The sequence below is a fragment of the Kitasatospora sp. NPDC087271 genome (assembly GCF_044744605.1).
Classification (GTDB): Bacteria; Actinomycetota; Actinomycetes; order Streptomycetales; family Streptomycetaceae; genus Kitasatospora.
On sequence record NZ_JBIUYQ010000002.1, the window covers coordinates 244,878 to 271,754 of the forward strand.

Genomic DNA, 26,877 nt, shown 5'->3' on the forward strand with positions numbered 1-26,877 from the left:
TTGGATGGTTAAGCGTCTAGACGAGGTGGCCGATCGAGTTGCGATCAAGAATTCCGCAGGGCATCAGCGGGTCCTGACTGTCGCTGCCGGGCACGGACTTGTCGATCAGGAAACCTACTTTAATAAGCGCGTGGCGAGTTCTGACCTCAGTGGCTACTGGGTTGTTGAGCCAGGCGATTTTGTTTACAACAAGAGCACCTCTAAAGATGCGCCGTGGGGGGTCGTAGCTCGATGGGATGGCGACGAACCGGCAGTTGTCACCACGCTCTACATTGTCTTTCGCCCTCGTCCCGGTGTGGAATCGGACTACCTGCTTCACGCATGCAACAGTACGTTCTTCTTCGACTCTCTCAGGGGGATGCTGAGGGAAGGGGCGCGTGCGCACGGGCTGCTGAACGTCCGCCTGCGCGAGTTCTTTGGTGCACAACTCGTCGTTCCTGAACCTGCCGAGCAGCGCCGTGTCATCGATGTCATGGCTGCCGTGGACGCACAGATCGCGACACTGGATGCGGAAGTAGCAACAGTGCGCCACCTCTTGCGATGTGCACTGTCTGACCACTTTGAATCGATTCAAGGACGCCAGCTTTCCATTAAGGACCTCTGTTCGCATGTGGTCGGTGGAATTTGGGGCTCGCCCGAGGGCGAGAATGAGGTTGATGTGCTGGCGCTGGGGCCGCGAATCTATGCCCCTGCCACAACAGGATTCGTTACTGCCGGATCCCCGATACGGTCATTCACGCAAAAACAAATTGAGCAGCGCCTTGTGCAACCTGACGACATTATTCTAGAACGATCAGGTGGTTCTCCAGAGCAGCCCGTTGGTCGGGTGGTCATTGCTGGATCGGGTCTTCCGTCATGCATCCCGACCGACTTCCAGCGACTTATGCGACCCAACGTCGAAAAAGTCGAGCCTCGCTACCTATTCTGGCGACTTCGGCATGACTGGAACGCAGGTCTCACGCGGTCCTTCAGTCGGCGAACAACTGGGATCACGAACCTCTCAGTCAAGGACTACATTGCTCGCGAAGTTCCTATTCCTGACAGAGACGCGCAAAGGGCTCTTGTTTCCATTGCGGATGCTATCGACATGAGCGCCAGTGATATCAGGATCGAGCTAGCTCGCCTCCGCAAATTTCGCTCCGCGCTCCTGAAATCGCTCCTGAACCAGGAACTCGAAATTCCCGAGTCGTACGATGCTCTGCTCGAGGAGGTGTCCTGACATGAGTTGGACGGAAGCGAGCACGATCCAGCGCTCTCTTCTCGAGTGGGCAGAGGAGGCTGGCTGGGAGCGTCTCCAAGGGGACGAGTTGCCGCGCGATGAGCATGACGTCGTTGTCGAGGACTGGGCACGCGAGGCGTTACTTGCGCTGAACCCGGAGCTGGTCGACGACCCCGAGTCGGCGGACCTCGTTCTGCATGAGCTCAATCAGGCTGTCCTCGATGCGCACAACGGTCTCGTCGCAGCCAACGAGCAGCTAACCGTGATGCTTCGTGGCGACCACTCGTTCACGACGATCGACGGTAGGCATGTGCCTCGTCGGCTGATCGACTTCAAAGACCTCAACAACAACCGCTTCACCGTCGCTGACGAGGTCACCGTCAACGGTGCGACCAAACCGCGCCGGTTCGACGTCGTCTACTACGTCAATGGGTTTCCGCTGGTCGTTGCCGAGACCAAGACGCCTGTGAAGCATCAGGTCTCGTGGGTCAACGCCGCGAAGGACCTTCACGACGTGTACGAGGAGGAATACCCGAACTTCTTCGCGACGAACGTCTTCAACGTCGCCACCGAGGGCTTGGAGTTCCGCATGGCTCCAATCCGTGCGGTTCCGGACCCCGACTCCGAGATCTGGGCCCCGTGGGGGTCCACTGAGGACGACCCGAAGACCGTCACGGGACCGGCTCGTGTCGAACGGGCCGCGCGCTTGTTGCTGCGGCCGGAGACTATCCTGCCAATCCTCAAGGACCTGGTGATGTTCCGTCACGCTCGGGACGCCTCCGAGGTCGACATCAAGTTCTTGCCTCGCTACCCGCAGTTCGAGGCGGCTCTGGCGATCCATGCCAAGGTGCTTGCCGGCCGTCGTGGCGGACTGATCTGGCATCACCAGGGATCGGGCAAGACCGAACTCATGGCGTTCGCCGCTGCCCGATTGCTGCGCGATGACGCGGTGACGGAGAAGTTCGGGAGCGCGCCGACGGTCATCGTGATCGCTGACCGTAGGGATCTGGTCCGGCAGACGGCGGAGATGTTCGAGACTGCGGGCATGCCGCGGATGACGGTGCCCCGCAACCGGCGCGAGCTGCACGCTCTGCTGCGCAGCGGTGAGCCGGGCGTGGTCATCACGACGGTGCACAAGTTCGCTGAGGCCGGCCATCTGAACAACCGGTCGAACATCGTGGTCCTCGTCGACGAGGCGCACCGCTCGCATGAGGGGAAGTTCGGCGACGCGTGGCGCACGGCGGTGCCGAACGCGAAGTTCTTCGGCGCTACGGGTACTGCGATCGAGGACAAGGACCGTTCGACGTTCAAGCTGTTCGGTGACCCTGACGACCCGGACTTTGTGATGTCGCGGTACACGCCGGAGCAATCCATCGCCGATGGGTTCACCAAGCCAGTGATCGTGGAGGGCCGGTCTGTCTGGTTCAACCTCGACAAGGAAGCCTTGGACGAGGCGTTCGATGAGCTGGCCACGGAGGAGGGCCTGGACGAGGAGGAGAAGGTCTTCCTGTCGGGGAAGGCTTCTCACATCGAGACGATCCTCTCCAACCCCGAGCGCGTGGCGGCTGTGTGTGCCGACATCGTCGACCACTTCCTTACCTATGTCGCGCCTTTGGGACAGAAGGCTCAGGTCGTGGCCTACAACCAGCGCCTTGTGATTGCGTACGCCAGGGCTATCGAGGCCGAGCTGGAACGCCGTGCTGCAGCCATGCCGGACGGTCGACTCCGTGAGGTCGGTGTTGTGATGCACATCGCTGACAGCAAGGAGACCCCGAAGGAGCACAAGAAGTACCTGCTCACTTCGGAGCAGGAGGAGGCGCTTAAGCGCCGCTTCAAGAAGGTCGATGACCCGATGTCGTTCATCGTCGTCACCGCGAAGTGGATGACCGGCTTCAATGCGCCCATCGAAGGTGTCCTGTATCTCGACAAGCCCGCCAAAGACACGAACCTGTTCCAGACGATCACGCGGCCCAACCGTCCGTGGAAGAACCCTGCCACCGGTCAGCGCAAGGACTTCGGGCGCGTCGTCGACTACATCGGTCTCGCGAGGGCCATCGGCAAGGCAGTTGCCGGCCCGAAGGTGAAGGACGACGAAGAGGACAAGCTCAACGTCACCGACGCCTCCAAGCTGGCGGGGAAGTTCGTCGCCGACCTCACGCGTCTATTGCATCTGTTCGACGGCATCGACACCAGTGACTCGTCGTTCGAGTCGCTCGCCGAGGCACACGAGCGGATTCCCGAGGGCGGCGGGCAGCGCACCGAGTTCATCGAGATCTACGTCGCACTGCAGACGGTGTGGGAGTTCCTCGACCCGCACCCGATGCTCCGGCCGTTCACGGGCCAGTACTTCTGGCTCGCGAAGTTGTACGAGTCGATCCGGCCCAAGGACGTCTCCAAGACGTTCCTCTGGGCACGTCTCGGCGCGAAGACCACAGATCTGATCCACGGCCACATGACCGATGTGGGCGTGAAGTCGATGCCGTCGAAGACAGTCACGCTCGACGCTGCCGGCCTGGCGCTGGTGAAGAAGATTGCCGAGCAACTGAAGCTCTCCGAGCGGCAGACGCCGGAGTCGAAAGCCGATGACGTGTACCAGGAGGTCCTCGACTCCATCGAGGCGCGTCTCAGGCGTCGGCTCGCCGATACCGAGAGCCCGGCGTACCGGTCGCTGGCGGAGCGGATCGAGAAGCTTCGTGCCAAGGCGATCGAGAACGTCGAGGATTCGCTGGCGTTCCTCGAGGAAGCTCTGAAAATCGCTCAGGACGTGGTCGCTGCCGATCGGGCAGCGGAACAGGGCGACCAGGGAGCGCTCGACCGGCTGGCCGATCCGAAGCGTGGAGCGCTCACTCAGATCGTCGCGGAGAACACACCGCCTGGGCTGCACAAGATCGTTCCCGACATAGCCTCGCGGATCGACTCGATCGTCGTTGAGGTCGCCTATGCCGGTTGGAGCGCGAGTGACGCGGGCGACAAACGCGTTCGTCGCGAGCTGCGTTCCGTCTTGAAGGAGTACGGCTTGCCGATCAAAGGCGAGCTGTTCGACCGCACGTACGAGTACGTCCGGGAAAACTACTGAACGGCCGGCAGGGTGTCGGCGGTGCCGCTGAGATGGACGTTTCGTCCTCCGCTACAGCTCACGCAGGCCGACCAGCACCCTGCCGATCAGCAGGGGGTCGGAGATCAGGCCGATAGCGTCGGCGGGTTGCCCACGTTCCTTTGCCTGCCCTGTCCGGCCCGGACCGGACCGCCCGGAACCGTGAAGGAGAAGTTCCGCCCAGACGACCTTCCCCACCGCCGTGGCGGGATAGTAGTAGCCCCAGCGGTTGGCCATCTCGCTCACCAGGAACAGTCCGCGTCCGCCAGTGGCCTCCACGCCCACCTCGCGCCTTACTGGCGGCCGGGGGTCGTGGTCTGCGACTTGGACGAGCAGACCCGTTCCCGTCACCTGGAGGGCGAGGGTGAACGTGCTGACGGCGGAAAGGCTCGAGTATCCGGAGCTCTGCGGCTCGTTGTCGGCCGGATGCCGGACCGCGTTGGTGGTGAGCTCGGAGACGATGAGGTTGGCCGTCTCGATGACAGCGCCCGGGATCTGCCACCGGCGCAGGATGTCGGCGGAGTGCCGGCGGGCCCAGGGCACCGCGTTCGGGGTATCGGCCAAGGTCAGGTGGCTGATGTACGAATGGCCTTGCGACATGAGGTGCCTCCCGCTCAGGCTGCGTAGGCGTGCAGGTGCCTGCTGTTGGCGTTGATCAGCGGTCCCGCCGTCCCGTGGTGGCCGGATTGCCGACCACCACGCACCACGGTCAGAGGCCCTCTGCGCTCCCGTTCGGCTCGCTCGCGGGCTACGCGGCTACTTCGTGGCGACCACGTAGACGCTGGCCCACTGGCGCTTCGGGTTGGCCATCACGGGGTCGAAGGTCCACGGCTCGACGGTGCGGAAGCCCGCCTCGGTGAAGAGCTGGGCGAGCTTCTCGTGGTCGTACGCCCAGTAGTGGGGGTTGTAGGTCGGGTCGTCGTCCTGGTCGCGGAAGACGTAGTTGATGAGGTCGAGGTAGGTGTTCATGTCGCCTTGGCACTGCCGCTTGGCGTACCACCGTTCGATCATCTCGGCGGCCCGCTCGGGCGGCGCCGGGTACTCGTTCAGGACGAAGGCGGCGTCGGGGACGCCGGTGATGAGCTGGCCTCCGGGCGCGAGGACGCGGTGGGCCTCGCGGGCGTAGGACTTGGCGGAGCGGGGGTAGTCGATGTGTTCCAGGAAGTGCTCGGAGAACACCGTCTCGGTGCTGGCGTCGGCGAGCGGGACGCCCTCGCGCACGTCCCACAGGAGGTCGGCCGGCGGGACGATGTCGATGTTGAAGAAGCCGTCGATGCGGTGGCCGCCACCGCCGATCTGGACCTTGGTGGGGCCGGGCTCAAGGAAGCCATCGGGCAGGGCGGCGACACTGGCCCGGTGGTGGCGGTGCAGCTCGACTTCCTTGACGGCTGCCCGGAGGGTGCGGGCGAGGCCGTGCGTGGTCGCGGGTGAGTCGAGGGCCTGGTCGAGTTGGGCAAGGAGGGCGGCTATCTGCTGGTCGTGCGGGCTCATCGCGGGTCTCGCTTCCTGGGGCGCCTGGGTGATGGTCAGGTGGTTCGGGAGCTGAGCTGGTCGATCTTCCACAGGCCCAGCCCGTTGCCGGGGTGGTGCCGGCCGCCGTCCGTGAAGTCGGTGTCGAAGTACTCGACGGGCTCGGGCAGGTGGAACGGGGCCGCCTGAAGGTTGAGCGGGCGCCAGTGGGTGTCCGTGGTGTCGCGGTTCTCGGCTTCGCCGACGTAGGTGGTGGCGAGTAGGTAGGTCGAGCGGCTGGCCGCCACGCGGTCGAGGAACGCGAGTACCTCGTGGTGGGTGAGGTGGACGAGGCAGTCCCGTGCGATGACGAGGTCCGCAGTCGGGATGTCGTCCCTGCTCAGGTCGGCCTGTCGGAAGGAGATGCGCTCGCTGCCGTGCCGTTCCTGGTTGAGCTGGACGAGGTCGGGCACGACGTCGAGGCCGACGTAGCCGTCCAGCCGGTCGAACCCGTCGACCTGGCGGATCCAGTTGACGTCACCGCATCCGGCGTCCGTGACGGTGCGGATCGGGTAGCGCGCGAGAACCGCGGAGAGGGCGGCCCGGACGGCCTCGGTCTGACGGATCTCGGAGCCGGGCCCGGAGACCGACTCGGGAGATCCCCAGTGGTTGGTGCGGTAGATCTCAGTGAAGAGCGTCTCGGCGGGCTGGGTGGGCGCCGGCCAGGCGGTGGTGGATGGGGTGGTAGGACCGTGGGTGGGCATGCGTCTCCTCCGCGATCGGTCGTCGAGGGGTGTGGGGCAGCGGTCAGCGGCTGCTGTTGCGCATGAGCGTGTACTTGATGTCGACCAGGCGCGGCGCGATGCTCAGCGCCAGCTGCTCGGTCGGGTGGAGGTGCCCGGCGTCGTCCGGCTCGGCACGCCAGACGCGGTAGTCCAGGTTCGGGTAGGCCGGGTTGATGCCGATCTCGCCCTTGGGCATCGTGCCGTTGAACGGCACGACGATGTCCATGTGGTTCCAGTAGTTCCAGGCTTGCAGGGCCTTGTGCTGGTCGAAGTAGAAGTAGAAGTCGGGGTAGCGGCCGAAGCTGCGGAGTTCGCGGTGGATGAGGTGGCCGAGCAGCGGGCCGAGTTGGGCGGCAAGGCTGTCGAACTCCCAGCGTGTGCGGTGCCAGGCTTCCGGCACTTGCCCGCTGGTGAAGAGCCGGGCCGCCACGAGGTAACTGATCCGCTCGACCATGTACGCGCGGGCGTGGTCGGCGTCGATGGTCGGGTCCACCCGCTGCAGAAGTGCAGCCAGCTGCTGCGGGCGGGGACGGAACCTGGCGAGGTTGAACTTGCCGGCCATGTCCGGGAAGGAGGCGAACAGCATCTCCTTGTAGAGCCAGTTGTTGAACTCCCCGAGGTCGGCCAGCTGTCGGGTTCGTGCCGAGGTGGAGTGGAGCATCAGGTACTCGGCGAGGGCCTCGAAGTAGAGGTAGCCGAGGATTGGCAGCCGGGGGATGGCCGCATCCAGCAGCTGGAGGAAGCCCTCCGTGGCCACGGTCGAGCCCTGGTAGACGATGCCGGCGGCCAGGGCCAGGAATGCGGCCGAGTTCTTGATCCGGCCGACGACGGTCTCGCGCAGGTGGTGTCGCTCGGTCTTGCTGAGCAGGTACTCCAGGTCGGTGTAGATCTGCAGGTGGATTGAGCCCAGCCGCAGGTAGTCCACGCCCGCCAATCCGCGGTACGCCTGGGGCGGCGCGGTGATCTCGAAGATCAGCGGCGTGGGTGCGCGTCCGCTCAGGCCGACCTTGGCGAGGGAGGCGGGGGCCTCCTTCGTGAGGACGTAGGCGGCCAGGTTGTGCATGCGGAAGCCGCGCTCGGTCGCTGTGAGCGGCGCGCAGTAGATGCTGCCGACGAGGCACCCGCCGGAGGGGTAGAGCACCCCCTCCTCGCTGATCTCTTCCAGTGCGTGGGTGACGTGGAGCAGGTGCAGCTTGCCGTCGCTGCTCAGGCTGTCGAAGAGCGCGTTCTTGCGGAGCAGGCTGCCGTTCGGCGTCTCGTCGGCCAGGCGCTTGTGCCAGGCGGCCGTCTGGGCTGCAAGTGGGTCGGACCGCCCGGCGTCGGGTAGCAGCGCAGAGTCGAAGAAGGCGTGCGCGTCGGCCCACAGGTCGTAGGCGTCGCGGAGGCTCACGGCTACACCAGCCCCTTCTCGGCGAGCGCGTACAGGACGGCTTCGGCGCTGCTGGCTCCGGCGAGGTGCGCGGTCTCGGAGACGGCGACGAGGTCGAAGGCCACGGCGCGGAGCTGGTCGAAGGCCGGCTCACGAACGTGCCGCGAGTCGGGCCACCAGCTGAGCTTCGGCAGGCGGTAACGGTCGAGCGCATCTGCCGCCTTGACCAAGTCGCAGATGAGCCCGGCGCGGTGGTAGTCGGCCTGGTCGTCCAAGCAGAAGGCGCCGTACGGCACATCGTGCAGGCGGACGGCGGTTGCTACCTGGATGATCCGCCGGGGCGTGGCCACCAAGCCGAAGTGGGTCCAGATGGTGTCGGCGTTGGCGGCCAGCCAGACGGCGGCACGAGCACCGTGGCCACGGTCGTCCTGGTCGTGCAGGCGCTGGCAGTCGTGGACGGCTGCTGCCAGGACCACCGTGCCGGTCTCGGTGTCGTCCAGCTCGTGGATCTCAGCGAGAAGAGCGGCCAGTGCGGCGGTTCGCATGCTGTGCCGGACGCCGTGGAGCGAGTCATGCAAACGGGGTTCCGCCAGCCACGTCGCCGGAAGCACGGACCGGCTCAGGAAGTGCTTCGAGGCCGGCCGCAGGGGCGGCGGCCAGGCCGCGCCGAGGTCCGGCCGGTTGGCCTTGATCCACTCTATGGTGGCCGGGTCCATGTACTGGTGGTGCGGCAGCTGCTTGCGGGCAGCCAGGTCGACCAGGCTCGTGGTCGTCGGGGTCGTGCTCATCTGTGCCCACCCCCTTCTGGTGGTCCACCGCGGTGACGTGCTCCTACCGGATCGGCGCGGCCTGTGCCTCGCGGGCCTTGCGCTCCTGTTCGGCGGCCTCGAAGGCGGCGGCGAAATCGGCCAGCTCCTGCTCGCTCATCAGCGTCACGCCGAGTTCGAAGGCGACGTCGACGATCTGGGCGGACGCCTCGTCGCGGGCGGCGTCCGAGGCACCGTCGTCGAGCAGCACCTCGAACTCGGCGTGGTACCCCCATGCCTCGCTCCACTTGAGGGCGATTTCCACGCCCTGGAAGCGGAAGTTGTGGCGGAAGTTGAACGCCTCGTGCATCGCGCTCTCGAAGCCCAGCGCGTTGAACACCTTCACGGCCGCCGGAACGTCCTCGCGGGCGATCGCGAACTCGGTCTCGTCGAAGGCCGCGCCCTGGCCGATCCTGCTGCCCTTGAGGGTGATCTTGGCGGTACCGGCGGCCGTGTTGTCCGTGACCTTCAGCAACTGCTCGGGCAGCACGTAGAAGTAGATGTGCTTGGCGTCGTCGCCCAGGTCCTCGCCGTCCCTCCGCAAGCGGTCCATGAGCTGGTCGTGGGTCTCCTTGTCGAAGCGGGCGCGCATCTCGATCTCGACAGCCACGGTCGTGTCTCCTTGTTTCAGGCATGGCGCATCCAGCCGAACCAAGGCGGGGTGGCCCCTGGCTGGTTCGGATGGGGCGGTATGGAGTTGGTGGTGGAGCCGGGTGGTGCGGCGGGCCGTCACTTCACCGGCCGCACCACCTGAGATGGATCAGCCCAGGTCGCCGAAGCGCTCGCGGATCACGCCGACGTGCAGGTAGTTCGGCAGCGGGACGCCGCCGACCGCCACGCGGGTGGTCGCCACCTGGTCCTCGGCCTCGTTCGGGAAGCCCTCCAGGAGCTGGAGACACTGCTGGACCCACTCGCGGGACTTGGGCCAGTCGTCGGCGTCGCGGAGGCGGACCGCCAGCGCGTAGGCGGTCTCGGTGGCCGCCCAGCGGTCGGTCGCCAGCTCGCGCTGGAAGATCGACTCCAACTCCTCGGCGGAGGCTAGGCGGGTTTGGTTGGTCATGGTGCCCTCTCAGATCGGACGGTGGTGCCCCGGTGGTGATCAACGCAGCGGCGTCTCAGTGGTGACGCCGCGATCTGCCGTCAGTTGGTGAAGATCTCGGCCAGCGTGCGGTACTCGTGCAGCTCGTCCTTGTCGAACCACAGCTCGACTTCCTGCGCGGCCTCCTCCTTGTTACCGGAGGCGTGGACCAGGTTGGCCACGGCCTTGCCGACTGCCACGCTGCCCGCAGAGCTCATGTGCGAGAGGTCGCCGCGGATCGTGCCAGCCGGAGCCTGGTTCGGGTAGGTGCTGCCCACGATCTTCCGAACGGTGGCGATGGCGTCGTAGCCCTCCAGTACCAGGGCGATGACCGGCCCCTGCTGCATGAAGGTGGCCGTGAGGTTGTAGACCTCTGCCCCGAGCCGCTCTTCGAGGTCGAAGTAGTGCTTGCGGGTGAACTCCTCGTCCATCCACTTCATCTTGACGCCGACGATCTTCAGTGCGGCGTCCTCGAAGCGCGAGATGATCCGGCCTCCGAGGCCGCGTACCAGCGCGTCGGGCTTGAGCAGGACGAGCGTGCGCTCGACCGTGTGGACCTGGTCCTCGGCCATCAGTTCCCTTTCAGCTTGCTGGCATTCAGGCATGACGAACAGTCAGTTCGTCATGAACTGAGGTTACCGGCGCTGGCGAGCCACTTTTGGCGCTCCGACCTACCCCCCGAACGGGTGAACTCTGGGCAGTTCGGCGGTGCTCGATCCGCCGCCTGTCGACTCGGCGGCCTCACAGGCTCAATCGCCCAACTCGCTGCCCTGCTTCGGGTACTCACCTAGAATCTCCGAGGGGGATCGGCGTCTATGCCCTGTACTCCCAGATGCCCACCAGAGCTCAAGTCGTCTAGATGAGCCTGGTCTTGGGGTGCCGACCACAAGTCTCCCGGCATCCACGCCGCGCAGCGATGAAGCGCCAGTGCAGCCGAAGTGCATCTTCGACGCACGCCTCCTGCACTGCAGCGACCACGACGGAGAGGGAACGGCGTTGGACGTCATCGAGGTCTGGAGCGGTCGTTACGCCTGCCTGCTCCAGTCCGCCCTTCGCCTCACCAATGAGGCTTTCGCCAATCAGCTCGGGATCGCGGTGAGAACGGTGGCCACCTGGCACGCCGCTTCCTCCGTTGTGCCGCGAGCCGAGATGCAACAGCTCCTCGACGCCGCGCACGAGAGAGCTTCCGACGCGGCCCGTCAGCGCTTCGCCCTCCTGGCAGCGAAAGAACGCGGCGACGGAGCCTCCGAGTCCGGCACACCAGCTGCGCAGGCCCTGCGGGTGGCCATCGCGGTTGTCCTCCGGCAGGGCGAGGTGCTGCTGGTCTGCCGGCGCGACGACGACACGTCCGGGATCACCTGGCAGTTTCCTGCTGGGGTGATCAAGCCCGGCGCGAAGCCGGAGACCGCGACCGTCCGGGAGACGCTGGACGAGACCGGGGTTCACTGTGCCGTCCGTGGGAGCCTCGGCAGCCGCGTCCACCCCGTGACGGGCGTGCTGTGCGAGTACTTCCTGTGCGAGTACCTGGCCGGCGAGGCCACCAACAGCGACGCCGTCGAGAACGTCGACGTGATGTGGGTTCCTCGAAACTCGATGACCCGCTTCATCGACGCCGATACGATCTTCCCACCCATCCTGGCCGCCCTGGAGGAGCAGACGTGACACAGCAGACTGCGGAGGAACGCCCGGGTATTGCCGCCGCGATCGTGGTCCACGAAGGCCGCGTCCTGATGGTCCGGCGGCGGGTGAGCGAGGGCCAGCTCTCCTGGCAGTTCCCGGCCGGTGAGATCGAGGCCGGCGAGTCGCCCAAGGAGGCGGCTGTCCGTGAGACGGCGGAGGAGACCGGGCTGGGTGTGGCCGCCGTCAAGCTTCTGGGCGAGCGGGTGCATCCGAAGACCGGTCGGCTGATGTCGTACACGGCCTGCGAGGCCGTCAGCGGCACCGCCGAGGTGGTCGACACGGAGGAGCTGGACCAGCTGGCGTGGGTGGCTCTCGCCGAGATCCCCGAGTATGTGCCGTACGGGCTCTTCGAGCCAGTACAGGAGTACCTGGACGACACGCTCACGAGCTGACCGCCCTTGATGAAGAGATCCCCCCGAGAGAAGCCGAGGAACAGCAAAAGCCCCAGGTCACGGCGAGTGAGTCCTGGGGCTTCCACAGAGCCGCCTGCGGGATTCGAACCCGCGACCTACGCATTACGAGTGCGTTGCTCTGGCCAGCTGAGCTAAGGCGGCGCCGTTGTCACGCGTGGTGGCAACGCGGGCCAGTCTACACAGGTTTCGCGGGTGATCCACACCCGGTTGGCGGGGGTGGGGGTCAGGCGGAGGAGACGGCGAGTTTGGCGGCGAAGCCGGCGAAGAGGACGGCGACGCCGCTGGTGAGGGTGGCGGAGAGGCGACGGCGGCGGCGGAAGGCGGTGGCGAGGGTGGTGCCGGCGAAGATCAGCAGGGAGAGGTAGAGCACGCTGAAGGTCTGCAGGATGCCGCCGAGCAGGCCGAAGGAGAGGGCCGGCTGTCCGTAGGCCGGGTCGACGAACTGGGTGAAGAAGGAGAGCAGGAAGAGGATCGCCTTCGGGTTCAGCAGGCTGATCACCAGGGCGCGGCGGAACGGGCGCTCGACGGGTTCGGCGGCCGGTTCGGCGGTGGCGGCGGGGTTGTCGGGGTTGTCGGCGGTCCGGCGTTCGCGCCAGAGCTGGCGGGCGGCGCGGAGCATGCCGTAGCCGATCCAGAGCAGGTAGGCGGCGCCGCCGAGCTTGACCACGGCGAAGACGGCCGGGTTGGCCTTGAGGAGGGAGGCGGCGCCCAGCGAGGTGAGGCTGATCAGGGTGAGGTCGCCGACGAAGACGCCGGCGGCGGCCTGGTAGCCGGTCCGGATGCCCTTGCGGGCGGCGACGGACAGCACGTACAGGGAGTTGGGGCCGGGCAGTAGGACGATGACGAGGGCGCCGAGGACGTACGTCGCCAGGTCGTTGACTCCGAGCACGGTGCGCTCCGGGGAGGGGAGGGGATGAGGGCGGGGGGCGCTCATCGTAACGTCGCACCGGCGGTCGGTTGAAGCGGAAACCATCCCGCCTACCGGGTGCAGCGCGCGCCCGGCTCCGGTGCCTCGCCCGCCAGCAGGTAGCGGTTGACCGCGCCATCCACGCAGGCGTCGTGGTGCGCGTACGCGGTGTGGCCGTCCCCGTCGTAGGTGAGCAGGCGTCCGGACTCCAGTTGCCCGGCCAGCGCCTGGGCCCACGCGTACGGGGTGGCCGGGTCGCGGGTGGTGCCGACGACGACGATGGGGGCGGCGCCGGCGGCCCGGATGGTGTGCGCCGTGCCGGTGGCCCGGACCGGCCAGTAGGTGCAGGCCAGCGCCATCCACGCCATGTCGCGGCCGAAGTGCGGCGAGGCCTGTTCGAAGTCCGGCACGGCGCGCTGGACGTCCTCCGGCCCGGCGAACGGGGCGGGCAGGTCGAGGCAGTTCACCGCCGTGTTGGCGAACATCAGGTTGGGGTACGAGCCGTCCGCCTCGCGCCCGTAGTAGGAGTCGGAGAGCCTCAGCAGGCTGGTGCCGTCGCCGGCCTTGGCGTCGGTGAGCGCGGTGCGCAGTTTGGGCCAGAGGAAGTCGGCGTACATGGCCTGGATGACGCCGGTGGTCGCCTGGGCCTCGGTGAGTCGCCGGCCGTGGTCGGTGCTGGGCAGCGGGTTGGCCTGGACGGTGGCGAGCAGGGCGGTGAGCTGCTCGCCGATCTGCTGTTCGGTGCGGCCGAGCGGGCAGTCCTCGTGCTTGGCGCAGTCCTTGGCGAAGGCGGCCCAGGCCGTCTCGAAGCCGCCGGCCTGGGTGCGGTTGCCGGTGACCGAGTCGAGCGACGGGTCCACCGCGCCGTCCAGCACCAGCCGCCCGACCCGGCCGGGGAAGAGCCCGGCGTAGGTGGCGCCGAGGAAGGTGCCGTAGGACTTGCCGACGTAGTTCAGTCGCTCGTCGCCGAGCAGGGCGCGCAGCACGTCCATGTCGCGGGCGGCCTCGACGGTGCCGAGGTGGCCGAGCGCCGCCCCGGCGCGCTGGCGGCAGCCCTCGGCGAACTCCTTGTCGGCGGCGACCAGGGCGTCGATTCCGTGCTGGTCGCCGGGGGTGAGGTCGACGGCGGTGTAGGCGTCCATCCGGTCGCCGCTCAGGCAGGTGACCGGGTTGCTGCGGCCGACCCCGCGCGGGTCGAGGCCGACCAGGTCGTACCGGGCGCGCACGCCGCTGTCGTACGTCCGCGCGGTGGCCTCCAGGTACTCGACCGCCGAGCCGCCGGGCCCGCCGGGGTTGAGCAGCAGCGAGCCGAGCCGGCCTCCCCCGGCCCCCTCCTTGGAGCCCGAGCCCGAGCCTGCCGGGACGGCGGTGGCGCGGGCCGCCACCAGGGTGAGGTCGCCGTCGCCGGGGCGGTCGTAGTCCAGCGGCACCCGGAAGGCGGTGCACTCGAATCCGCCGTCGCACGGCTGCCAGTCGAGCCGCTGCGCGTAGTACGGGGCCAGCCCGGCCGGGACGGCGGCGGGCAGCGGCTCCAGCGGTGTGACCCCGGGCGCGGCCGGGCTGGACGGCCCGGCGCCCCCCGCCCCGGACGAACCCGCTGAGCCCGCTGAACCCTCTGAACCCGAGGAACCCGACGAGCTCGTCGAACCAGACGAACCCGAGGAACCCGAGGAACCCGACGAACCCGCACCGCACCCGCCCGCCAGCAGCCCGACGGCGAGCGCCGCCGCCAGTACCCGCCCGGTGGCCCTCATCCGACCCCTCGCGATCATCCGAGCCCTCTCGATCGTCACCCAGGGTCGTCGCCCGGCGACCCGACTCGCATTGCACCACAGCACGCCGCCCGGCACCCGCTACGGGCACCGGGCGGCGACGCCCCGTCCGGGACGGCGACTCAGGACGCCTTGGCCAGCGCGTCGGCCAGGTACTGCGCCGCCTGCCGGACGAGCCGCATCCGCTCCCGGTCGGGGGTGTAGTCCTGCACGTTGTCGGAGATCTTCACCTCGGCCTTGGCCGCCGGTCCGGCCCCGGCCGTGAGCGCGGCCTGGAGCTTGCGGGCCGCGTCCAACCCGGCCGTGTCGGCCTTGGCGGCGGCCAGCAGGAGCTTCGCCGCGCTGCCGGCCGGGGCCTCGGCTCCGGCCTGGGTGAGCGCGGCGGCGTCGTAGCGGCCGGACACCGCGGCGGCGGCGCCGTACAGGTCGGGGCGGGACAGCCCGGCGGCGGCGGCGCACGGCGCACCGCCCTCGACGCCGAGGGTGCCCCAGGAGGCCGGGCCGGGCGCCAGGATGCGGAACGAGGCGGCGATGGCGGCGCGCAGCGTCTCGTCGTCGGCGACGGCGGCCGGCGCGGCGGCGACCAGGTCGCAGGGGTGCGCGGTGCCGTTCGGCGCCTCGGGGGCGACCAGGATGAAGGGGCGGGCGCGGCCGGTCTGCAGGGCCGCGGTGAGGCCCTCGAAGACGTCCGGGACCTCGGCGTCGGCGGTCTTGCGCGGGGTGGCCGCCTGCATCACGACGACGGGGAAGCGCGCGTTCGGCTCCTTGGCGTACTGCGGCGGCAGCCAGACCCGGACGGTGCGCGGCTGCCCGTCCGGACCGGGCACGGCGGACTGCAGCAGCTCGCCGCCGCCCGGCTGGCCGACACCGTCGAAGTGGCTCACGGCGGCCGACGGGGCGGCGGAGGCCGCGGCCGGCTCCGCCACGACGGGCGGCGCCGGCTGCTGCCGGACCGCCGGTCCCCCGCCCTGGCCCGTACCCGCCGCGTCGACCACCGGCTCGGCCCGGTCCGATTCCTGGCCGCGGGGGGCCAGGCCGCCGAACGCCCCGAGCGCCGTGAGCAGCGTCAACGCGGTGACGCAGACCCCGCAGATCATCGCTCCGGCCGCCCGCACCAGCATCGGCCAGCGTTCACCGGCCAGTTCGTAGGTCGCGGCGGCGCGCAGGTCGCGCCAGCGCTGGAGCGCGCCGCGGGCCAGCCAGATCCCGCCCAGCGCGGCCATCAGCAGAGGAATGACGAGGAGCGAACGAACCACGGGACGCACCGCCTCGGGAGGAGGGCCGGCGCCGGACGGGACCCGGTGCCGTACGGGGGCGACGGCCCCGGCACCGGGGCACAGTCGGCCCCCAGCGTGCACAACGGGCGGACGGTCACACGCGGGTGTGCCCGGCGCGTATCGATCATTCACTCGAAGGTGGGACAACGGGACGGCTCCGGGAGGCCTACGCCGGGCCTACGCCGGGCGTTCAGCCCGACGGGCCCACCCCGAACGGCCCGGCGGCCCGGCGGCCCGGCAGTGCGGCAGCGCGGTTCAGCTCAGCCCGCGCGCAGCGCCACCGTCATCGCCTCGACGGCGAGCAGCGGATCCACGTTGCGGTCCAACGCCTGCCGACAGGCGAGCACCGCCTCGATCCGGCGCAGCGTGCTCTCCGGCGGGCCCTCCTGCGCGACCCGGTTCAGGGCCTGCCGCTGGTCCTCGTTGGCGAGGGTGCCGCTGGAGCCGAGCTGCAGCGCGAGCACGTCCCGGTAGAAGCCGAGCAGGTCGAGCAGTGCGACGCCGAGGGTCTCCCGGCGGGTGCGGGTGGCCCGGCTCTTCTGCCGCTTCTCCAGTTCCTTGACCGCCCCGGCCATGCCGCGCGGCGCCTTGCTGCCCTCGGTGGCGCCGTAGGCGGCCTTCAGGTCGTCGGTCTCCTTGGCGTCCTGGGTCTCGGCGAGCGCCTCGGCGTCGGCCTTGGCGGTGTCGACGAGGCGCTGGGCGGCGGCCAGGCAGCCGCCGATGTCGGCGACCTCCAGCGGGATCCGCAGCACCTCGGCGCGGCGGGTGCGGGCCTGGTCGTCGACGGCGAGGCGGCGCGCGCGCCCGACGTCGCCCTGCCCGGCGAGCGCGGCCAGCCGGGCCGTCTCCGGGTCGACGCCGTCGCGGCGGACCAGCATGTCGGCGACGGCCTCGGCGGCGGGCGTGCGCAGGACGAGCAGGCGGCAGCGCGAACGGATGGTCGGCAGCACGTCCTGGACGGAGGGGGCGCAGAGCAGCCAGACGGTGCGCGGGGAGGGCTCCTCCACGCCCTTGAGCAGCGCGTTCGCGGCGGCCTCGGTGAGCCGGTGGGCGGCGTCGACCAGGATCACCGACCAGCGGCCGCCGGTCGGGTAGCTGGAGGCACGCAGCACGAGCTCGCGCATGTCGCCGACGCCGATGGACAGGCCGTCGGTCCGGACGTACTTGACGTCGGCGTGGCTGCCGGCCAGCACGGTGTGGCAGCCGTCGCAGAACCCGCAGCCGGGCGTACCGCCGAGCGCGAGGTCCGGGCTGGTGCACTGGAGGGCCGCGGCGAACGCGCGCGCAGCGGTGACCTGCCCGGCCCCGGGCGGGCCGGTGAACAGCCAGGCGTGCGTCATCAGGGAGGCGTTCCCGCCCGGCTGCGGGCCGGCTCCGCGGCCGGCCGCGATCGTCGCCCCGGCCGACCGGGCGGCGGCGGTCAGCTGCTCGACCACCCGCTCCTGGCCCACCAGGTCGTCCCAGACGGCCACTGCTGCTCCCAAGCTCCGTACGGCAGCGCTCCCGGCGCCTCTTCCCCGCCGTCGAGCATACGTGTCCGCTCCGACAGCCACGGCGCCCTCCGGGGCGCCCGACGCCGAAGGAGGCGCCCCGACGCCGAAGGCGACGGGCGGCGCCGCCGGGGCTCTCCACCCCGACGACGCCGCCCGTCATCCGTACCGCTGTCCTTGCCGTCGTCCGTACCGCCGCAGCCCGAGGTCAGCCCCGACGGCCCCAGCGACGGCCCTTGCCCTTGCCGCCGCCCTCGCCCTGGTCGCCCCCGGGGGCGGGCCGGTCCTGGCCGCCACGCGGGCCCTGCGGGGCCGGGCCGCCGTGATTCCAGCGCGCCCACTCGTCACGCGAGCCGAGCAGGGTGTCGGTGAGGCTCGGCAGGTCGTCCATCGGCGTCTCCTCGGCCCACTCCGGCCGGGGTCGCTCGGCGGTGGCCTGCGACTCGTCGGCGGGCTGCGGCTCGTCGCCGACCACCGGCAGCTCGCGGGTGCTGTCCACCGGCTCCTCGCGCCACAGCCCCGGCGGCACCCGGTCCTCGGTACGGCCCGCCTCGGTACGACCCGCCCCCGCACGGCTCGGCTCCACCCGGCCCGGTGCCGGGCGCTCCGGGGCAGAACGCTCCGACACAGGATGCTCCGGCGCCGGACGCCCCGGCTCGATCCGCGGCAGCACAGCGGTCCGGTCCGCCTCCTCCGTGATCTTCGGCAGCACGGCCGTCTCGTCCACGGCGGTCGGCGGGACGACCGGCAGCTGGGCGGTCTCGTCGGCGGCCTCCGCCGCCCGGACGGCCGCCCGGCTGTCCCGCAGCGACAGTTCCCGCGTCGCCTCGTCGGTCCCACCGGGCCCGGGAGTGCCCACGGACCCCGCCCCCGGGACGTCCCGGACGGCCCGCAGCTCGGTGGTCACGGCATCCCCAGGAGCCGAACCAGCAGCCTGACCAGCAGCCGAGCCTGAGGCCGAACCCGCCGAACCCGCCAAACCCGCCGGACCGGCCGAACCCGCCAGGCCCGCCGAACCCGCCGCCGCCCGATCCGCCGCCGTCTGCGCCGCCGCAGCCGCGGCCGCGAGCGCGGCGGCCTGCGCCAGCCGGGCCTCCTCGGCCCGCTGCAGCGCCTCCTCCGCCCGGCGGCGCTGCTCCTCGCGCTGGAGTTCGCGCTGCCGCTGGAGCTCCGCCTGGGCGGCCGCCTCGTCGGCGAGGCGCTTGCGTTCGGCGGCCTCCGCCGCCAGCCGGGCGTCCTCCTCGGCCTTCCGCTCGGCCTCCTCCTCGGCGCGGCGGCGGGCCTCCTCCTCGGCCTTGCGCCGGGCCTCGGCGGCGGCCCGCTCGGCCTCCTCCTTGGCCAGCCGCTCCTGCTCGGCCTGTTCGGCCCGCAGCTGCGCCAGCACTTCCTGCCGCTTGCGCTCGGCGGCCTCGGCCTCGGCCTTCTTGCGGGCCTCCTCGGCGGCGCGGCGCTCGGCCTCTTCGCGGGCGAGCCGCTCCTGCTCCGCGCGGGCGGCCTTCTCCTGCTCGGAGAGCGGCAGCTCGCGGTCGAGCCGGTGCCGGATCGCGGTGGTGACGAAGCCGGGGGCCTGGCTGCCGTCGACGACCAGGTAGCGCGCCGGGTCGGCGGCCGCGAGGGCGAGGAAGCCGGCCCGGACCCGCTGGTGGAACTCGGTGGGCTCGGACTCCAGCCGGTCGAGCGCCTCGGTGAAGCGCTCCCGGGCCCTGGTCGGGTCGACGTCCAGGACGACGGTCAGGTCGGGCAGCAGCCCGCCGGTCGCCCAGCGGGAGATCCTGGCGACCTCGGTGGCGGCCAGGTCGCGCCCGGCGCCCTGGTAGGCGATGGAGGAGTCCATGTACCGGTCGGTGATCACCACGGCGCCGCGGGCGAGGGCCGGCCGGATGACGTTCTCGACGTGCTCGGCCCGGTCGGCGGCGTAGATCAGCGCCTCGGCGCGGTGCGACAGGCCGGTGTTGCCGACGTCCAGGACGAGGCCGCGCAGCCGCTGGCCGACCGGGCTGCCGCCGGGCTCGCGGGTGAGCACGACCTCGTGCCCCTTGCCGCGGATCCACTCGGCGAGCGCCTGGGCCTGGGTGGACTTGCCGGCGCCGTCGCCGCCCTCCAGGGCGATGAAGAAGCCGGTGCCGGCGCCCTGGCGCGGGGCCGGGCCGACGGCGCCGCGCACCGCGTCGACCAGGTCCCGGCCGAAGGGCGCGGTGCCGCGCCGGTCGTCGGTCCGCAGCAGGACGACGGCGGCGAGGACGAGCGTGAGCAGCCCCGAGGTGGCAACGGCGAGAGCCGCGCCGCCGTGGATGAAGGTGAACGAGCCGGGCTCGACCGTGCCGTACTCGACGTCCCCGTACGCCGCGGCGATCAGCGGGACGACGACCAGCGCGGCGCCGACCACGACCCGCAGCACCGCGTACAGGTGCTCGGTGACCTTCGGCAGCCGGGCCTCCTCGACCTCCTGGCCGAGTAGGGTGCGCCCGGCGGAGACGACGATCCCGGCGGTGAGGCCGGCCAGCACGGTGAGGGCCAGGACGAGGACGAAGTCCAGCACCAGCCCGGCCAGGATCAGCGCCACGCCCTCGGTGAGCAGCGCCAGCGCGAGCAGGCGGCGGCGCGAGAGCGCGGGCAGCGTGGCCCGGGTGAGCCGGGAACCGAGGGCGGGCGCCGCGGTGGCGGCGAGGACCAGCAGGCCGTAGCCGATCGGCCCGGCCCGGTGCTCGGCGGCGGTGAGCAGCGCGAGCGCGGCGACGCCGGCCATCGAGGCGTACCCGGCGGCGACGGCGAAGGTGAAGTACGGGGCGCTGCCGGTTCGGCCCTTGCTCAGCGCGGGGCCGGGGGTGGCGTCGGTGGGGGCGCGCAGGCCCTGCAGCGGCGAGTGCGGGGCGACGGCCACCGGGCCGACGGGCAGCTGCTGGAGGTAGTCGCGGGCGGCCGAGGCGGCGAACAGGCCGGCCGCGCCGAGCGCGGCGAGGGTGAGCTGGTGGGCCCGGAGCCAGTCCGAGCCGAGCGCCGCGCCGATGTTGTTCAGCAGGGTGAGGGCGACCAGGCCGGCGGCCGCGAGCGGCAGGGTGGCCCAGCCGGTGAAGCGGTCGATGCTCCGGACGGTGTCCAGGTGGGCGGCGGCGGGCCGCTGCTCGGCGGCGGGGGCGTACGGATCGGCGGGCGGCAGCAGGCCCGGGACGGCGGCGTCCTTGGCGATCCCCCGGACCCGCTCGGCGGCACCGGTGACGAACACCGTGGCGAGCAGGACGTAGGCGGCGGCGCCGGAGGGCTTCGGGCCGGAGCCCAGCCAGACGGTCCACCAGGGTGCGAGGCCGATCAGCAGGGCGCACAGCGCGTCGGCGCCGAACAGCGTCCAGCGCCGGTCCAGCCGGCCGGCGACCAGCCGGTGCACCGGCCCGAGCAGCGCGACGCCGACCAGCCCGGTGGCCGCCAGCCGGACGGCGAGGACCGCCGTGACGGCGAAGGCGAGGCTGCGCGGCAGGTCGCCGAACCGGCCGCCGAGGGCGACGGCGATCACGGTGAGCGCGAGCAGCACCAGCAGGCCGAGCCGGTCAGCGGTGCCGCCGATCAGCTGGGTGGTCCACAGGCGCCGGTAGGGGCGCGTCCGCAGCAGCGCGCGAGCCCGGTCGACCGGGGTCCCGGCTGGCGCGACCTCGGGCAGCCCGGACGTGGCGTCGCGGGCGGCCGGGGCGGCGCTGGGGGTGGGCTGCTCCTCGCTCGTCATACGGTCAGCGTAGCGGGCTGAGGTTGACCGGAATGAGATGAACGGGGTTCCGGATCCCGCTCATCACCGGGTTGTGACGTTCCGCGCACACCGTCCGACCGGCCTCGGGCCCGCGTCCCCGGGGTGGGGTCGCGGGCCCGTGAGCACTGGCGGGCACTGGCAGGCACTGGCGGAGACGCCGGCGAAGGCGCCGGCAGCGGCACCGACGGAGCCCCTGCCGGAGGATCCGGAGGAGATCAGCCCTCGTCGGTGGCCGCGGCCTTCCCGACGGCGGTCTTCTTGGCCGCCGTCTTCTTCGCCGCGGTCGCCTTCGTCGCCGTCGCCTTCGTCGCGGTCTTCTTGGCGGCGGTCTTCTTCGCGGTCGCGGTCTTGGTGGCCGCGGTCTTGGTCGCCGTCGCCTTCTTGGCGGTCGTCTTCTTGGCCGGGGCCTTCTTCGCCGTCTTCTTCACCGGCCCGCGCGCCCGCTTCTCGGCGAGCAGCTCGTAGCCGCGCTCCGGCGTGATGGTCTCGACCTCGTCGTCCTTGCGGAGCGTGGCGTTGGTCTCGCCGTCGGTCACGTACGGTCCGAAGCGGCCATCCTTGACCACGACGGGGCGCTCGCTGACCGGGTCGGTGCCCAGCTCCTTGAGCGGCGGGGCGGCGGCGGCCCGGCCTCGCTGCTTGGGCTGGGCGTAGATGGCCAGGGCCTCCTCCAGGGTGACCGTGAACATCTGCTCCTCACTGGTGAGCGAGCGGGAGTCGGTGCCGCGCTTGAGGTACGGGCCGTAGCGGCCGTTCTGCGCGGTGATCTCCACGCCCTCGGCGTCGGCGCCGACCACACGCGGCAGCGAGAGCAGCCGCAGCGCGTCCTCCAGAGTGACGGCGTCCAGCGACATCGTCTTCAGCAGCGAGGCGGTGCGCGGCTTGACCGCGTTCTTGCCGGTCTTGGGCGTGCCCTCGGGCAGGATCTCGGTCACGTAGGGGCCGTAGCGGCCGTCCTTGGCGACCAGCATGTTGCCGCTGACCGGGTCCGGGCCGAGCTCGAAGTCGCCGCTGGGCTTGGCCAGCAGTTCCTCGGCCAGCTCGACGGTGAGCTCGTCCGGCGGCAGGTCGTCGGGGATGTCGGCGCGCTGGCCGGGCTCGCCCTCGACGTCGGAGGCGCGCTCGACGTACGGGCCGTAGCGGCCGACCCGCAGGGTGATGCCGTCACCGATCCGGAACGAGCTGATCTCCCGGGCGTCGATCGCGCCGAGGTCGGTGACCAGTTCCTTCAGGCCGCCCAGGTGGTCGCCGTCGCCGTTGCCGGCCTCGGCGGCGCCGCCGGTCGCGTGGCCGTCGCCCTCGCCGAAGTAGAAGCGCTTCAGCCACGGCACGGACTTGGCCTCGCCGGCCGCGATCCGGTCGAGGTCGTCCTCCATCTTGGCGGTGAAGTCGTAGTCGACCAGCCGGCCGAAGTGCTTCTCCAGGAGGTTGACCACGGCGAAGGAGAGGAAGGACGGGACGAGCGCCGTCCCCTTCTTGAACACGTACCGGCGCTGGATGATCGTGTCGATGATCGACGCGTAGGTGGAGGGGCGACCGATCTCCCGGTCCTCCAGCTCCTTGACCAGCGAGGCCTCGGTGTAGCGGGCCGGCGGCTTGGTGGCGTGGCCCTCGGGGGTGAGCTGCTCGGCGGCCAGCGGGTCGCCCTCGACGACCTGCGGCAGCCGGCGCTCGCGGTCGTCCAGCTCGGCGTTCGGGTCGTCCGCGCCCTCGACGTAGGCCTTGAGGAAGCCGTGGAAGGTGATGATCTTGCCGGAGGCGGAGAACTCGACGTCACGGCCGTCCGCGGACGCGCCGCCGACCTTGACGGTCACCGACTGGCCGACCGCGTCCTTCATCTGGGAAGCGACGGTGCGCATCCAGATCAGCTCGTAGAGCCGGAAGTCGTCGCCGGTCAGGCCGGTCTCGGCGGGGGTGCGGAAGCGGTCGCCGGAGGGGCGGACGGCCTCGTGCGCCTCCTGCGCGTTCTTGACCTTGCTCGCGTAGGTGCGCGGGGCGTCCGGCAGGTAGTCGGCGCCGTACAGCTGGGTGACCTGCGCGCGGGCGGCGGAGATCGCGGTCTCCGACAGCGTGGTGGAGTCGGTGCGCATATAGGTGATGAAGCCGTTCTCGTACAGCTTCTGGGCCACCTGCATGGTCCGCTTGGCGCCGAAGCCCAGCTTGCGGCTGGCCTCCTGCTGGAGCGTGGTGGTGCGGAACGGCGCGTACGGCGAGCGGCGGTAGGGCTTGGACTCGACGCTGCGGACGCTGAACGCGGTCTGTTCCAGGGCGGCGGCCAGCTGCCGGGCGGCCTGCTCGTCCAGGTGCAGCGTGTTGGCGCTGCCGGCCTTCAGCCGGCCGTCCGAGCCGAAGTCGCGGCCGGTGGCGATCCGCTTGCCGTCCACCGAGGAGAGCCGGGCGCCGAGGGTCTCCGGGTTGGCCGCGTCGGCCGGGGTGCGGCCGGTGCCGAAGGTGCCGACCAGGTCCCAGTACGAGGCGGTGCGGAAGGCGATCCGCTCGCGCTCGCGCTCGACCACCAGCCGGGTCGCGACGGACTGCACCCGGCCCGCCGAGAGCTTCGGCATGACCTTCTTCCACAGCACCGGCGAGACCTCGAAGCCGTAGAGGCGGTCGAGGATGCGGCGGGTCTCCTGGGCGTCGACCAGGCGCTGGTTGAGCTCGCGCGGGTTGGCCACCGCCTCCTGGATCGCCGTCTTGGTGATCTCGTGGAAGACCATCCGGTGCACCGGCACCTTGGGCTTGAGCACCTGCTGGAGGTGCCACGCGATGGCCTCGCCCTCGCGGTCCTCATCGGTGGCGAGGAAGAGCTCGTCGGACTCCGCGAGCAGCGACTTCAACTTGCTGACCTGGGACTTCTTGTCCGCGTTGACCACGTAGATGGGGGCGAAGTCGTGGTCGACGTCCACCCCGAGGCGGCGCACCTCGCCGGTGTACTTGTCCGGGACCTCCGCCGCGGTGCTGGGGAGGTCGCGGATGTGCCCGACGCTCGCCTCGACGATGTAGCCGGGGCCCAGGTAGCCCTTGATCGTCTTCGCCTTGGCCGGCGACTCGACAATGACGAGTCGCTGTCCGTGCGCGGTCTCGCTGCTCGGGGACACCTTCGCTCTTCTCTCCCGGTCCTTATGTGGGCTGGTCGGCGCCGGCAGCACGGGCTGCGCTCCGCCCGACCCCTCCACCGTCCCGGGGCTGCCGCTGTACGACGACCCCACCAGCGGAGTGTGACCGTACCCCGGCCACCCTTGTCAAACGGAAGGATCCCGCGTTTTCACTTTGCCGGGCTCACCGACGCCACTCGAACGGTAACCCGATGACGGAGGTTCGCGCCCCGTGGAGGGGGGCTTCGGCGGGTTCCGGAGGATGGAATGACGGATTTCAAAATCTGTCAACGGAATATCGACGGCCCCGCGGAGGGCTGCGGCGGGGCCTCCGCAGAGCGCCGGCCACCGGTTCCCGGCGAGCCCGACCGGGGTCGGGCGTACGCCCCGGATTCAGCCGTTGACCGCCGCGAGCAGCCCGGCGCCCGCCGCCAGACAACCCATGCCGAGCACGCTCCACAGCAGGTCGGCGACGGCGGCCCGGCGGACCTCCCCGGCCGCCAGCACCACCCGGCTCGGGCGGCGCGGGTCGTAGCAGATCCGCACCGGAGCGCCCGGAGTGAAGCGGTCCGGACGGCGCAGCGGGGTGTGTCCGCGCGGACGGGTGAGCACCAGTTCGGCGATCCGGCCCGCCCCGGCTCCTTCGACCGGGGGCAGGACGGAGAAGGAGAGCAACGGGGCGCTGTCGAGCTGGCCGTGCGCCTCGTCCTCGGCCACGACCGTGGCCACCGCCGGCGCCCCCGAGCGGCGGACCCGGTGGCGCAGGCGCACCTCGGCGGCGCACCAGAGCAGCAGCACGCCACCGAAGAGGGCGAGCACCACCCCGCCCACCGTCGCCGTCGTCGTGTCCACCCCTGGCCCCCGGCTCCCCAGCTCTGTCCACAGCCTGTGGACAGAGCCTCGCAGCAGGGGGCCAACGCGCGGCGGCCGACCGGAGACCGCCGGACGAACCGGGGGGCACGGGAAGGTGAACCGGCGCCGACCGCCCCCGCCAGGGGCACCGCGCCGGGGCACCACCCCGAGGGCGCCGGGCCAGGTGCGCCGGGTCAGGTGCGCCGGGTCAGCCCGCCGGGCGGATGAACCCCTGCTCGGTCAGCAGCCGCAGCGACTCGGGCACCCGGTCCCGCAGGACCACCCGGTCCTCGCCGAGCAACTGCGCGATGGCGTCCACGATCTCGCCCGCCGACAGCGAACCGTCACAGACCCCGACGAAACCGGCACCCACCGTGTCCACCTTGGTGGCCCGCCGCATGCCCCGGTTGTGACGCAGGATCACGTGCTCCGGGTCCTCCGCGCCCGGCTCACCGACCTGCTCCTGGACCACCTCGTCGGCCAGCACGTAACGGGTCGCGAGCAGGCCCGCGTCGTCGTGCGAACGCAGGAAGTCCTGCCGGTCGAACCACTCCTCGATGTGCGGGCCCAGCGGCTGCTCCACCGGGTGCGGCCACTCCTCCACCCGGACGGTCGGACGCTCCGCGCCGCTCGCCCGCAGGGTGATCCAGCCCATGCCGATGCCCTCGACCCGGCCCGCCTCGAAGGCGTCCAGCCACTCGCCGTACCGGGCCTGGTAGTCGCCGCCCGGACCGCGGTGATCGCCGCCGTCCCGCAGCCACAACTCGGCGTACTGGGCGACGTCCTGGACCTCCCGCTGGACGATCCAGGCGTCCAGCCCGGTGCCCGCCACCCAGCCGGCCAGCCGCTCGTGCCAGTCCTCGCCCTTGACGTGCTGCCAGTTGGCGAGCAACTGGCAGTAGCCGCCCGGCTCCAGGTGGTCGGCGGCCGAGCGGACCAGGCTGCGGCACAGGTCGTCGCCGGCCATGCCCCCGTCGCGGTAGGTGAACCGGCCGGCCGGCGAGATCACGAACGGCGGGTTGGAGACGATCAGGTCGAACCGGCGCTCCCCGACCGGCTCGAAGAGGCTGCCGGCGAGCGCCTCCCGCCGCTCGAAACCGGACAGCGCGAGGGTCAGCTCGGAGAAGCGCAGCGCGCGAGGGTTCAGGTCGGTGGCGGTCACCTGCCCGGCGTGCCGGGCAGCGTGCAGCGCCTGCACGCCGGAACCCGAACCGAGGTCCAGCGCGGACCGGACCGGACGGCGCACGGTGATGTTGGCCAGCGTCGTCGACGCGCCGCCGACCCCGAGCACCAGGTCCTTGCGGGCCACCCCGTGCGCGGTCTCGCCGGATCCGATGCCGCCCGCGCCACCCACCGCGCAGCCCAGGTCGGACACCACCCAGGCGTCCGAACTGTCCATCCCGGCCACTTCGTTGGCGTACGGCCGGACGTCCACCGTCGCCCGCACCAGTTCACCGTCGGAGCGCAGCCAGCCGTCGGCCAGGCAGTCCTCGACCGGCAGCGCGGCCGCGGCCGCCCGGTACGGCACCGGCTGCTGGAGCAGGAACAGCCGGACCAGCGTCTCCAGCGGGCTGCCGCCCCTGGTCGCCCGCAGCGCCGGCACGGCCTCGCTACGGGCCAACGCCGCATAGCCGGTGGGCCCGAGCAGGTCGAGGCAGCCATCGGCGGTGAACGAGGCGGCGAGCAGCGCCTCACGCAACTTGGCGAGGCGGGTCTGGTCGAGAACGGGGCTACTGATCACCCCGCCATTGTCCCCCGCCCCGGACCGGGCGGCCGCCGGGTCCGGGGCGGGTCGAGGGGGTCGGGGGCGGGTCGAGGGTGGGTCGGGGGCGGGGTCGGGCACCCTCCGGACCGG

Annotated in this window: 20 protein-coding genes and 1 tRNA gene; 4 read left to right on the forward strand and 17 right to left on the reverse strand. The window is 70.9% G+C overall.

All coding sequences use genetic code 11. The features are described 5' to 3' along the window. Positions 1-4: 4 nt before the first annotated feature. Both ACIO9K_RS04240 and ACIO9K_RS04245 read left to right on the forward strand, forming a co-directional pair. The gene (locus tag ACIO9K_RS04240; RefSeq protein WP_400326957.1) at positions 5-1,219 is read left to right on the forward strand and encodes a hypothetical protein; all 1,215 of its coding nucleotides are present in this window, start codon (positions 5-7) and stop codon (positions 1,217-1,219) included. 1 nt (position 1,220) lies between these two features. Next, the gene (locus ACIO9K_RS04245; RefSeq protein WP_400326960.1) at positions 1,221-4,295 is read left to right on the forward strand and encodes a type I restriction endonuclease subunit R; all 3,075 of its coding nucleotides are present in this window, start codon (positions 1,221-1,223) and stop codon (positions 4,293-4,295) included. A gap of 51 nt (positions 4,296-4,346) precedes the next feature. Here ACIO9K_RS04245 and ACIO9K_RS04250 read toward each other — a convergent pair whose 3' ends face one another. From ACIO9K_RS04250 to ACIO9K_RS04285, 8 genes are all read right to left on the reverse strand, one after another. Then, positions 4,347-4,913 (reverse strand): ATP-binding protein, encoded by a 567-nt coding sequence (locus tag ACIO9K_RS04250; protein ID WP_400326962.1) that lies wholly within the window; start codon positions 4,911-4,913, stop codon positions 4,347-4,349. Between the two features lie 156 nt (positions 4,914-5,069). Further along, positions 5,070-5,804: a class I SAM-dependent methyltransferase gene (locus ACIO9K_RS04255; protein WP_400326965.1), complete on the reverse strand. Its 735-nt coding sequence runs from the start codon at positions 5,802-5,804 to the stop codon at positions 5,070-5,072. A 35-nt stretch (positions 5,805-5,839) separates the two neighbouring features. After that, entirely contained in the window at positions 5,840-6,526 is a 687-nt protein-coding gene (locus ACIO9K_RS04260; protein ID WP_400326968.1) for a class I SAM-dependent methyltransferase, read from the reverse strand. A 43-nt stretch (positions 6,527-6,569) separates the two neighbouring features. Then, entirely contained in the window at positions 6,570-7,937 is a 1,368-nt protein-coding gene (locus ACIO9K_RS04265; RefSeq protein ID WP_400326971.1) for a hypothetical protein, read from the reverse strand. 2 nt (positions 7,938-7,939) lie between these two features. Then, complete coding sequence (locus ACIO9K_RS04270) at positions 7,940-8,704, reverse strand: hypothetical protein (protein ID WP_400326974.1); 765 nt, start codon at positions 8,702-8,704, stop codon at positions 7,940-7,942. A 43-nt stretch (positions 8,705-8,747) separates the two neighbouring features. After that, on the reverse strand, positions 8,748-9,332 hold the full coding sequence (locus tag ACIO9K_RS04275; RefSeq protein WP_400326977.1) for a hypothetical protein: 585 nt from the start codon (positions 9,330-9,332) through the stop codon (positions 8,748-8,750). A gap of 150 nt (positions 9,333-9,482) precedes the next feature. Continuing rightward, the gene (locus tag ACIO9K_RS04280; RefSeq protein WP_400326980.1) at positions 9,483-9,782 is read right to left on the reverse strand and encodes a hypothetical protein; all 300 of its coding nucleotides are present in this window, start codon (positions 9,780-9,782) and stop codon (positions 9,483-9,485) included. A gap of 80 nt (positions 9,783-9,862) precedes the next feature. After that, positions 9,863-10,372, reverse strand: a complete 510-nt coding sequence (locus tag ACIO9K_RS04285) for a nucleoside-diphosphate kinase (protein ID WP_033346890.1) — start codon at positions 10,370-10,372, stop codon at positions 9,863-9,865. Positions 10,373-10,796: 424 nt separating this feature from the next. On the opposite strand from ACIO9K_RS04285, the gene ACIO9K_RS04290 reads away from it, so the two are divergent. Together ACIO9K_RS04290 and ACIO9K_RS04295 are read left to right on the forward strand one after the other, a co-directional pair. Next, the gene (locus ACIO9K_RS04290; RefSeq protein ID WP_400326985.1) at positions 10,797-11,462 is read left to right on the forward strand and encodes an NUDIX hydrolase; all 666 of its coding nucleotides are present in this window, start codon (positions 10,797-10,799) and stop codon (positions 11,460-11,462) included. Continuing rightward, a complete protein-coding gene (locus ACIO9K_RS04295; RefSeq protein ID WP_400326988.1) occupies positions 11,459-11,872 on the forward strand; it encodes an NUDIX hydrolase in 414 nt (137 codons plus the stop codon). Before ACIO9K_RS04290 ends, ACIO9K_RS04295 begins: the two co-directional genes overlap by 4 nt. Before the next feature lie 88 nt (positions 11,873-11,960). On the opposite strand, the gene ACIO9K_RS04300 is transcribed toward ACIO9K_RS04295, so the two are convergent. The 9 genes from ACIO9K_RS04300 to ACIO9K_RS04340 form a co-directional block, all read right to left on the reverse strand. After that, positions 11,961-12,034: transfer RNA gene (locus ACIO9K_RS04300), tRNA-Thr, on the reverse strand. 82 nt (positions 12,035-12,116) lie between these two features. Beyond that, positions 12,117-12,782, reverse strand: a complete 666-nt coding sequence (gene leuE, locus ACIO9K_RS04305) for a leucine efflux protein LeuE (protein WP_400326991.1) — start codon at positions 12,780-12,782, stop codon at positions 12,117-12,119. Between the two features lie 89 nt (positions 12,783-12,871). After that, positions 12,872-14,554 carry an alpha/beta hydrolase gene (locus tag ACIO9K_RS04310; protein WP_400326994.1) on the reverse strand — a complete coding sequence of 561 codons (1,683 nt, stop codon included), beginning with the start codon at positions 14,552-14,554 and terminating at the stop codon, positions 12,872-12,874. A gap of 140 nt (positions 14,555-14,694) precedes the next feature. After that, the gene (locus tag ACIO9K_RS04315; RefSeq protein WP_363623097.1) at positions 14,695-15,828 is read right to left on the reverse strand and encodes a hypothetical protein; all 1,134 of its coding nucleotides are present in this window, start codon (positions 15,826-15,828) and stop codon (positions 14,695-14,697) included. A gap of 281 nt (positions 15,829-16,109) precedes the next feature. Continuing rightward, positions 16,110-17,321, reverse strand: a complete 1,212-nt coding sequence (locus ACIO9K_RS04320) for a DNA polymerase III subunit delta' (RefSeq protein WP_363623153.1) — start codon at positions 17,319-17,321, stop codon at positions 16,110-16,112. A 226-nt stretch (positions 17,322-17,547) separates the two neighbouring features. Continuing rightward, a complete protein-coding gene (gene tmk / locus ACIO9K_RS04325) occupies positions 17,548-21,054 on the reverse strand; it encodes a dTMP kinase (protein WP_400326997.1) in 3,507 nt (1,168 codons plus the stop codon). A gap of 236 nt (positions 21,055-21,290) precedes the next feature. Continuing rightward, complete coding sequence (topA, locus tag ACIO9K_RS04330) at positions 21,291-24,173, reverse strand: type I DNA topoisomerase (RefSeq protein ID WP_400327000.1); 2,883 nt, start codon at positions 24,171-24,173, stop codon at positions 21,291-21,293. A gap of 390 nt (positions 24,174-24,563) precedes the next feature. Beyond that, positions 24,564-25,022: a DUF3592 domain-containing protein gene (locus ACIO9K_RS04335; protein ID WP_400327003.1), complete on the reverse strand. Its 459-nt coding sequence runs from the start codon at positions 25,020-25,022 to the stop codon at positions 24,564-24,566. 208 nt (positions 25,023-25,230) lie between these two features. After that, positions 25,231-26,763 (reverse strand): methyltransferase, encoded by a 1,533-nt coding sequence (locus tag ACIO9K_RS04340; protein WP_400327006.1) that lies wholly within the window; start codon positions 26,761-26,763, stop codon positions 25,231-25,233. Between the last annotated feature and the right edge of the window lie 114 nt (positions 26,764-26,877).

Excerpts from the sequence above, each read along its gene's own strand:
- ACIO9K_RS04250 (WP_400326962.1), bottom strand. The coding sequence starts at position 4,913 with ATGTCGCAAGGCCATTCGTACATCAGCCACCTGACCTTGGCCGATACC.
- ACIO9K_RS04260 (WP_400326968.1), bottom strand. The coding sequence starts at position 6,526 with ATGCCCACCCACGGTCCTACCACCCCATCCACCACCGCCTGGCCGGCG.
- ACIO9K_RS04245 (WP_400326960.1), top strand. The coding sequence starts at position 1,221 with ATGAGTTGGACGGAAGCGAGCACGATCCAGCGCTCTCTTCTCGAGTGG.
- ACIO9K_RS04285 (WP_033346890.1), bottom strand. The coding sequence starts at position 10,372 with ATGGCCGAGGACCAGGTCCACACGGTCGAGCGCACGCTCGTCCTGCTC.
- ACIO9K_RS04255 (WP_400326965.1), bottom strand. The coding sequence starts at position 5,804 with ATGAGCCCGCACGACCAGCAGATAGCCGCCCTCCTTGCCCAACTCGAC.
- tmk (WP_400326997.1), bottom strand. The coding sequence starts at position 21,054 with ATGACGAGCGAGGAGCAGCCCACCCCCAGCGCCGCCCCGGCCGCCCGC.
- ACIO9K_RS04240 (WP_400326957.1), top strand. The coding sequence starts at position 5 with ATGGTTAAGCGTCTAGACGAGGTGGCCGATCGAGTTGCGATCAAGAAT.
- ACIO9K_RS04280 (WP_400326980.1), bottom strand. The coding sequence starts at position 9,782 with ATGACCAACCAAACCCGCCTAGCCTCCGCCGAGGAGTTGGAGTCGATC.
- ACIO9K_RS04270 (WP_400326974.1), bottom strand. The coding sequence starts at position 8,704 with ATGAGCACGACCCCGACGACCACGAGCCTGGTCGACCTGGCTGCCCGC.
- ACIO9K_RS04310 (WP_400326994.1), bottom strand. The coding sequence starts at position 14,554 with ATGAGGGCCACCGGGCGGGTACTGGCGGCGGCGCTCGCCGTCGGGCTG.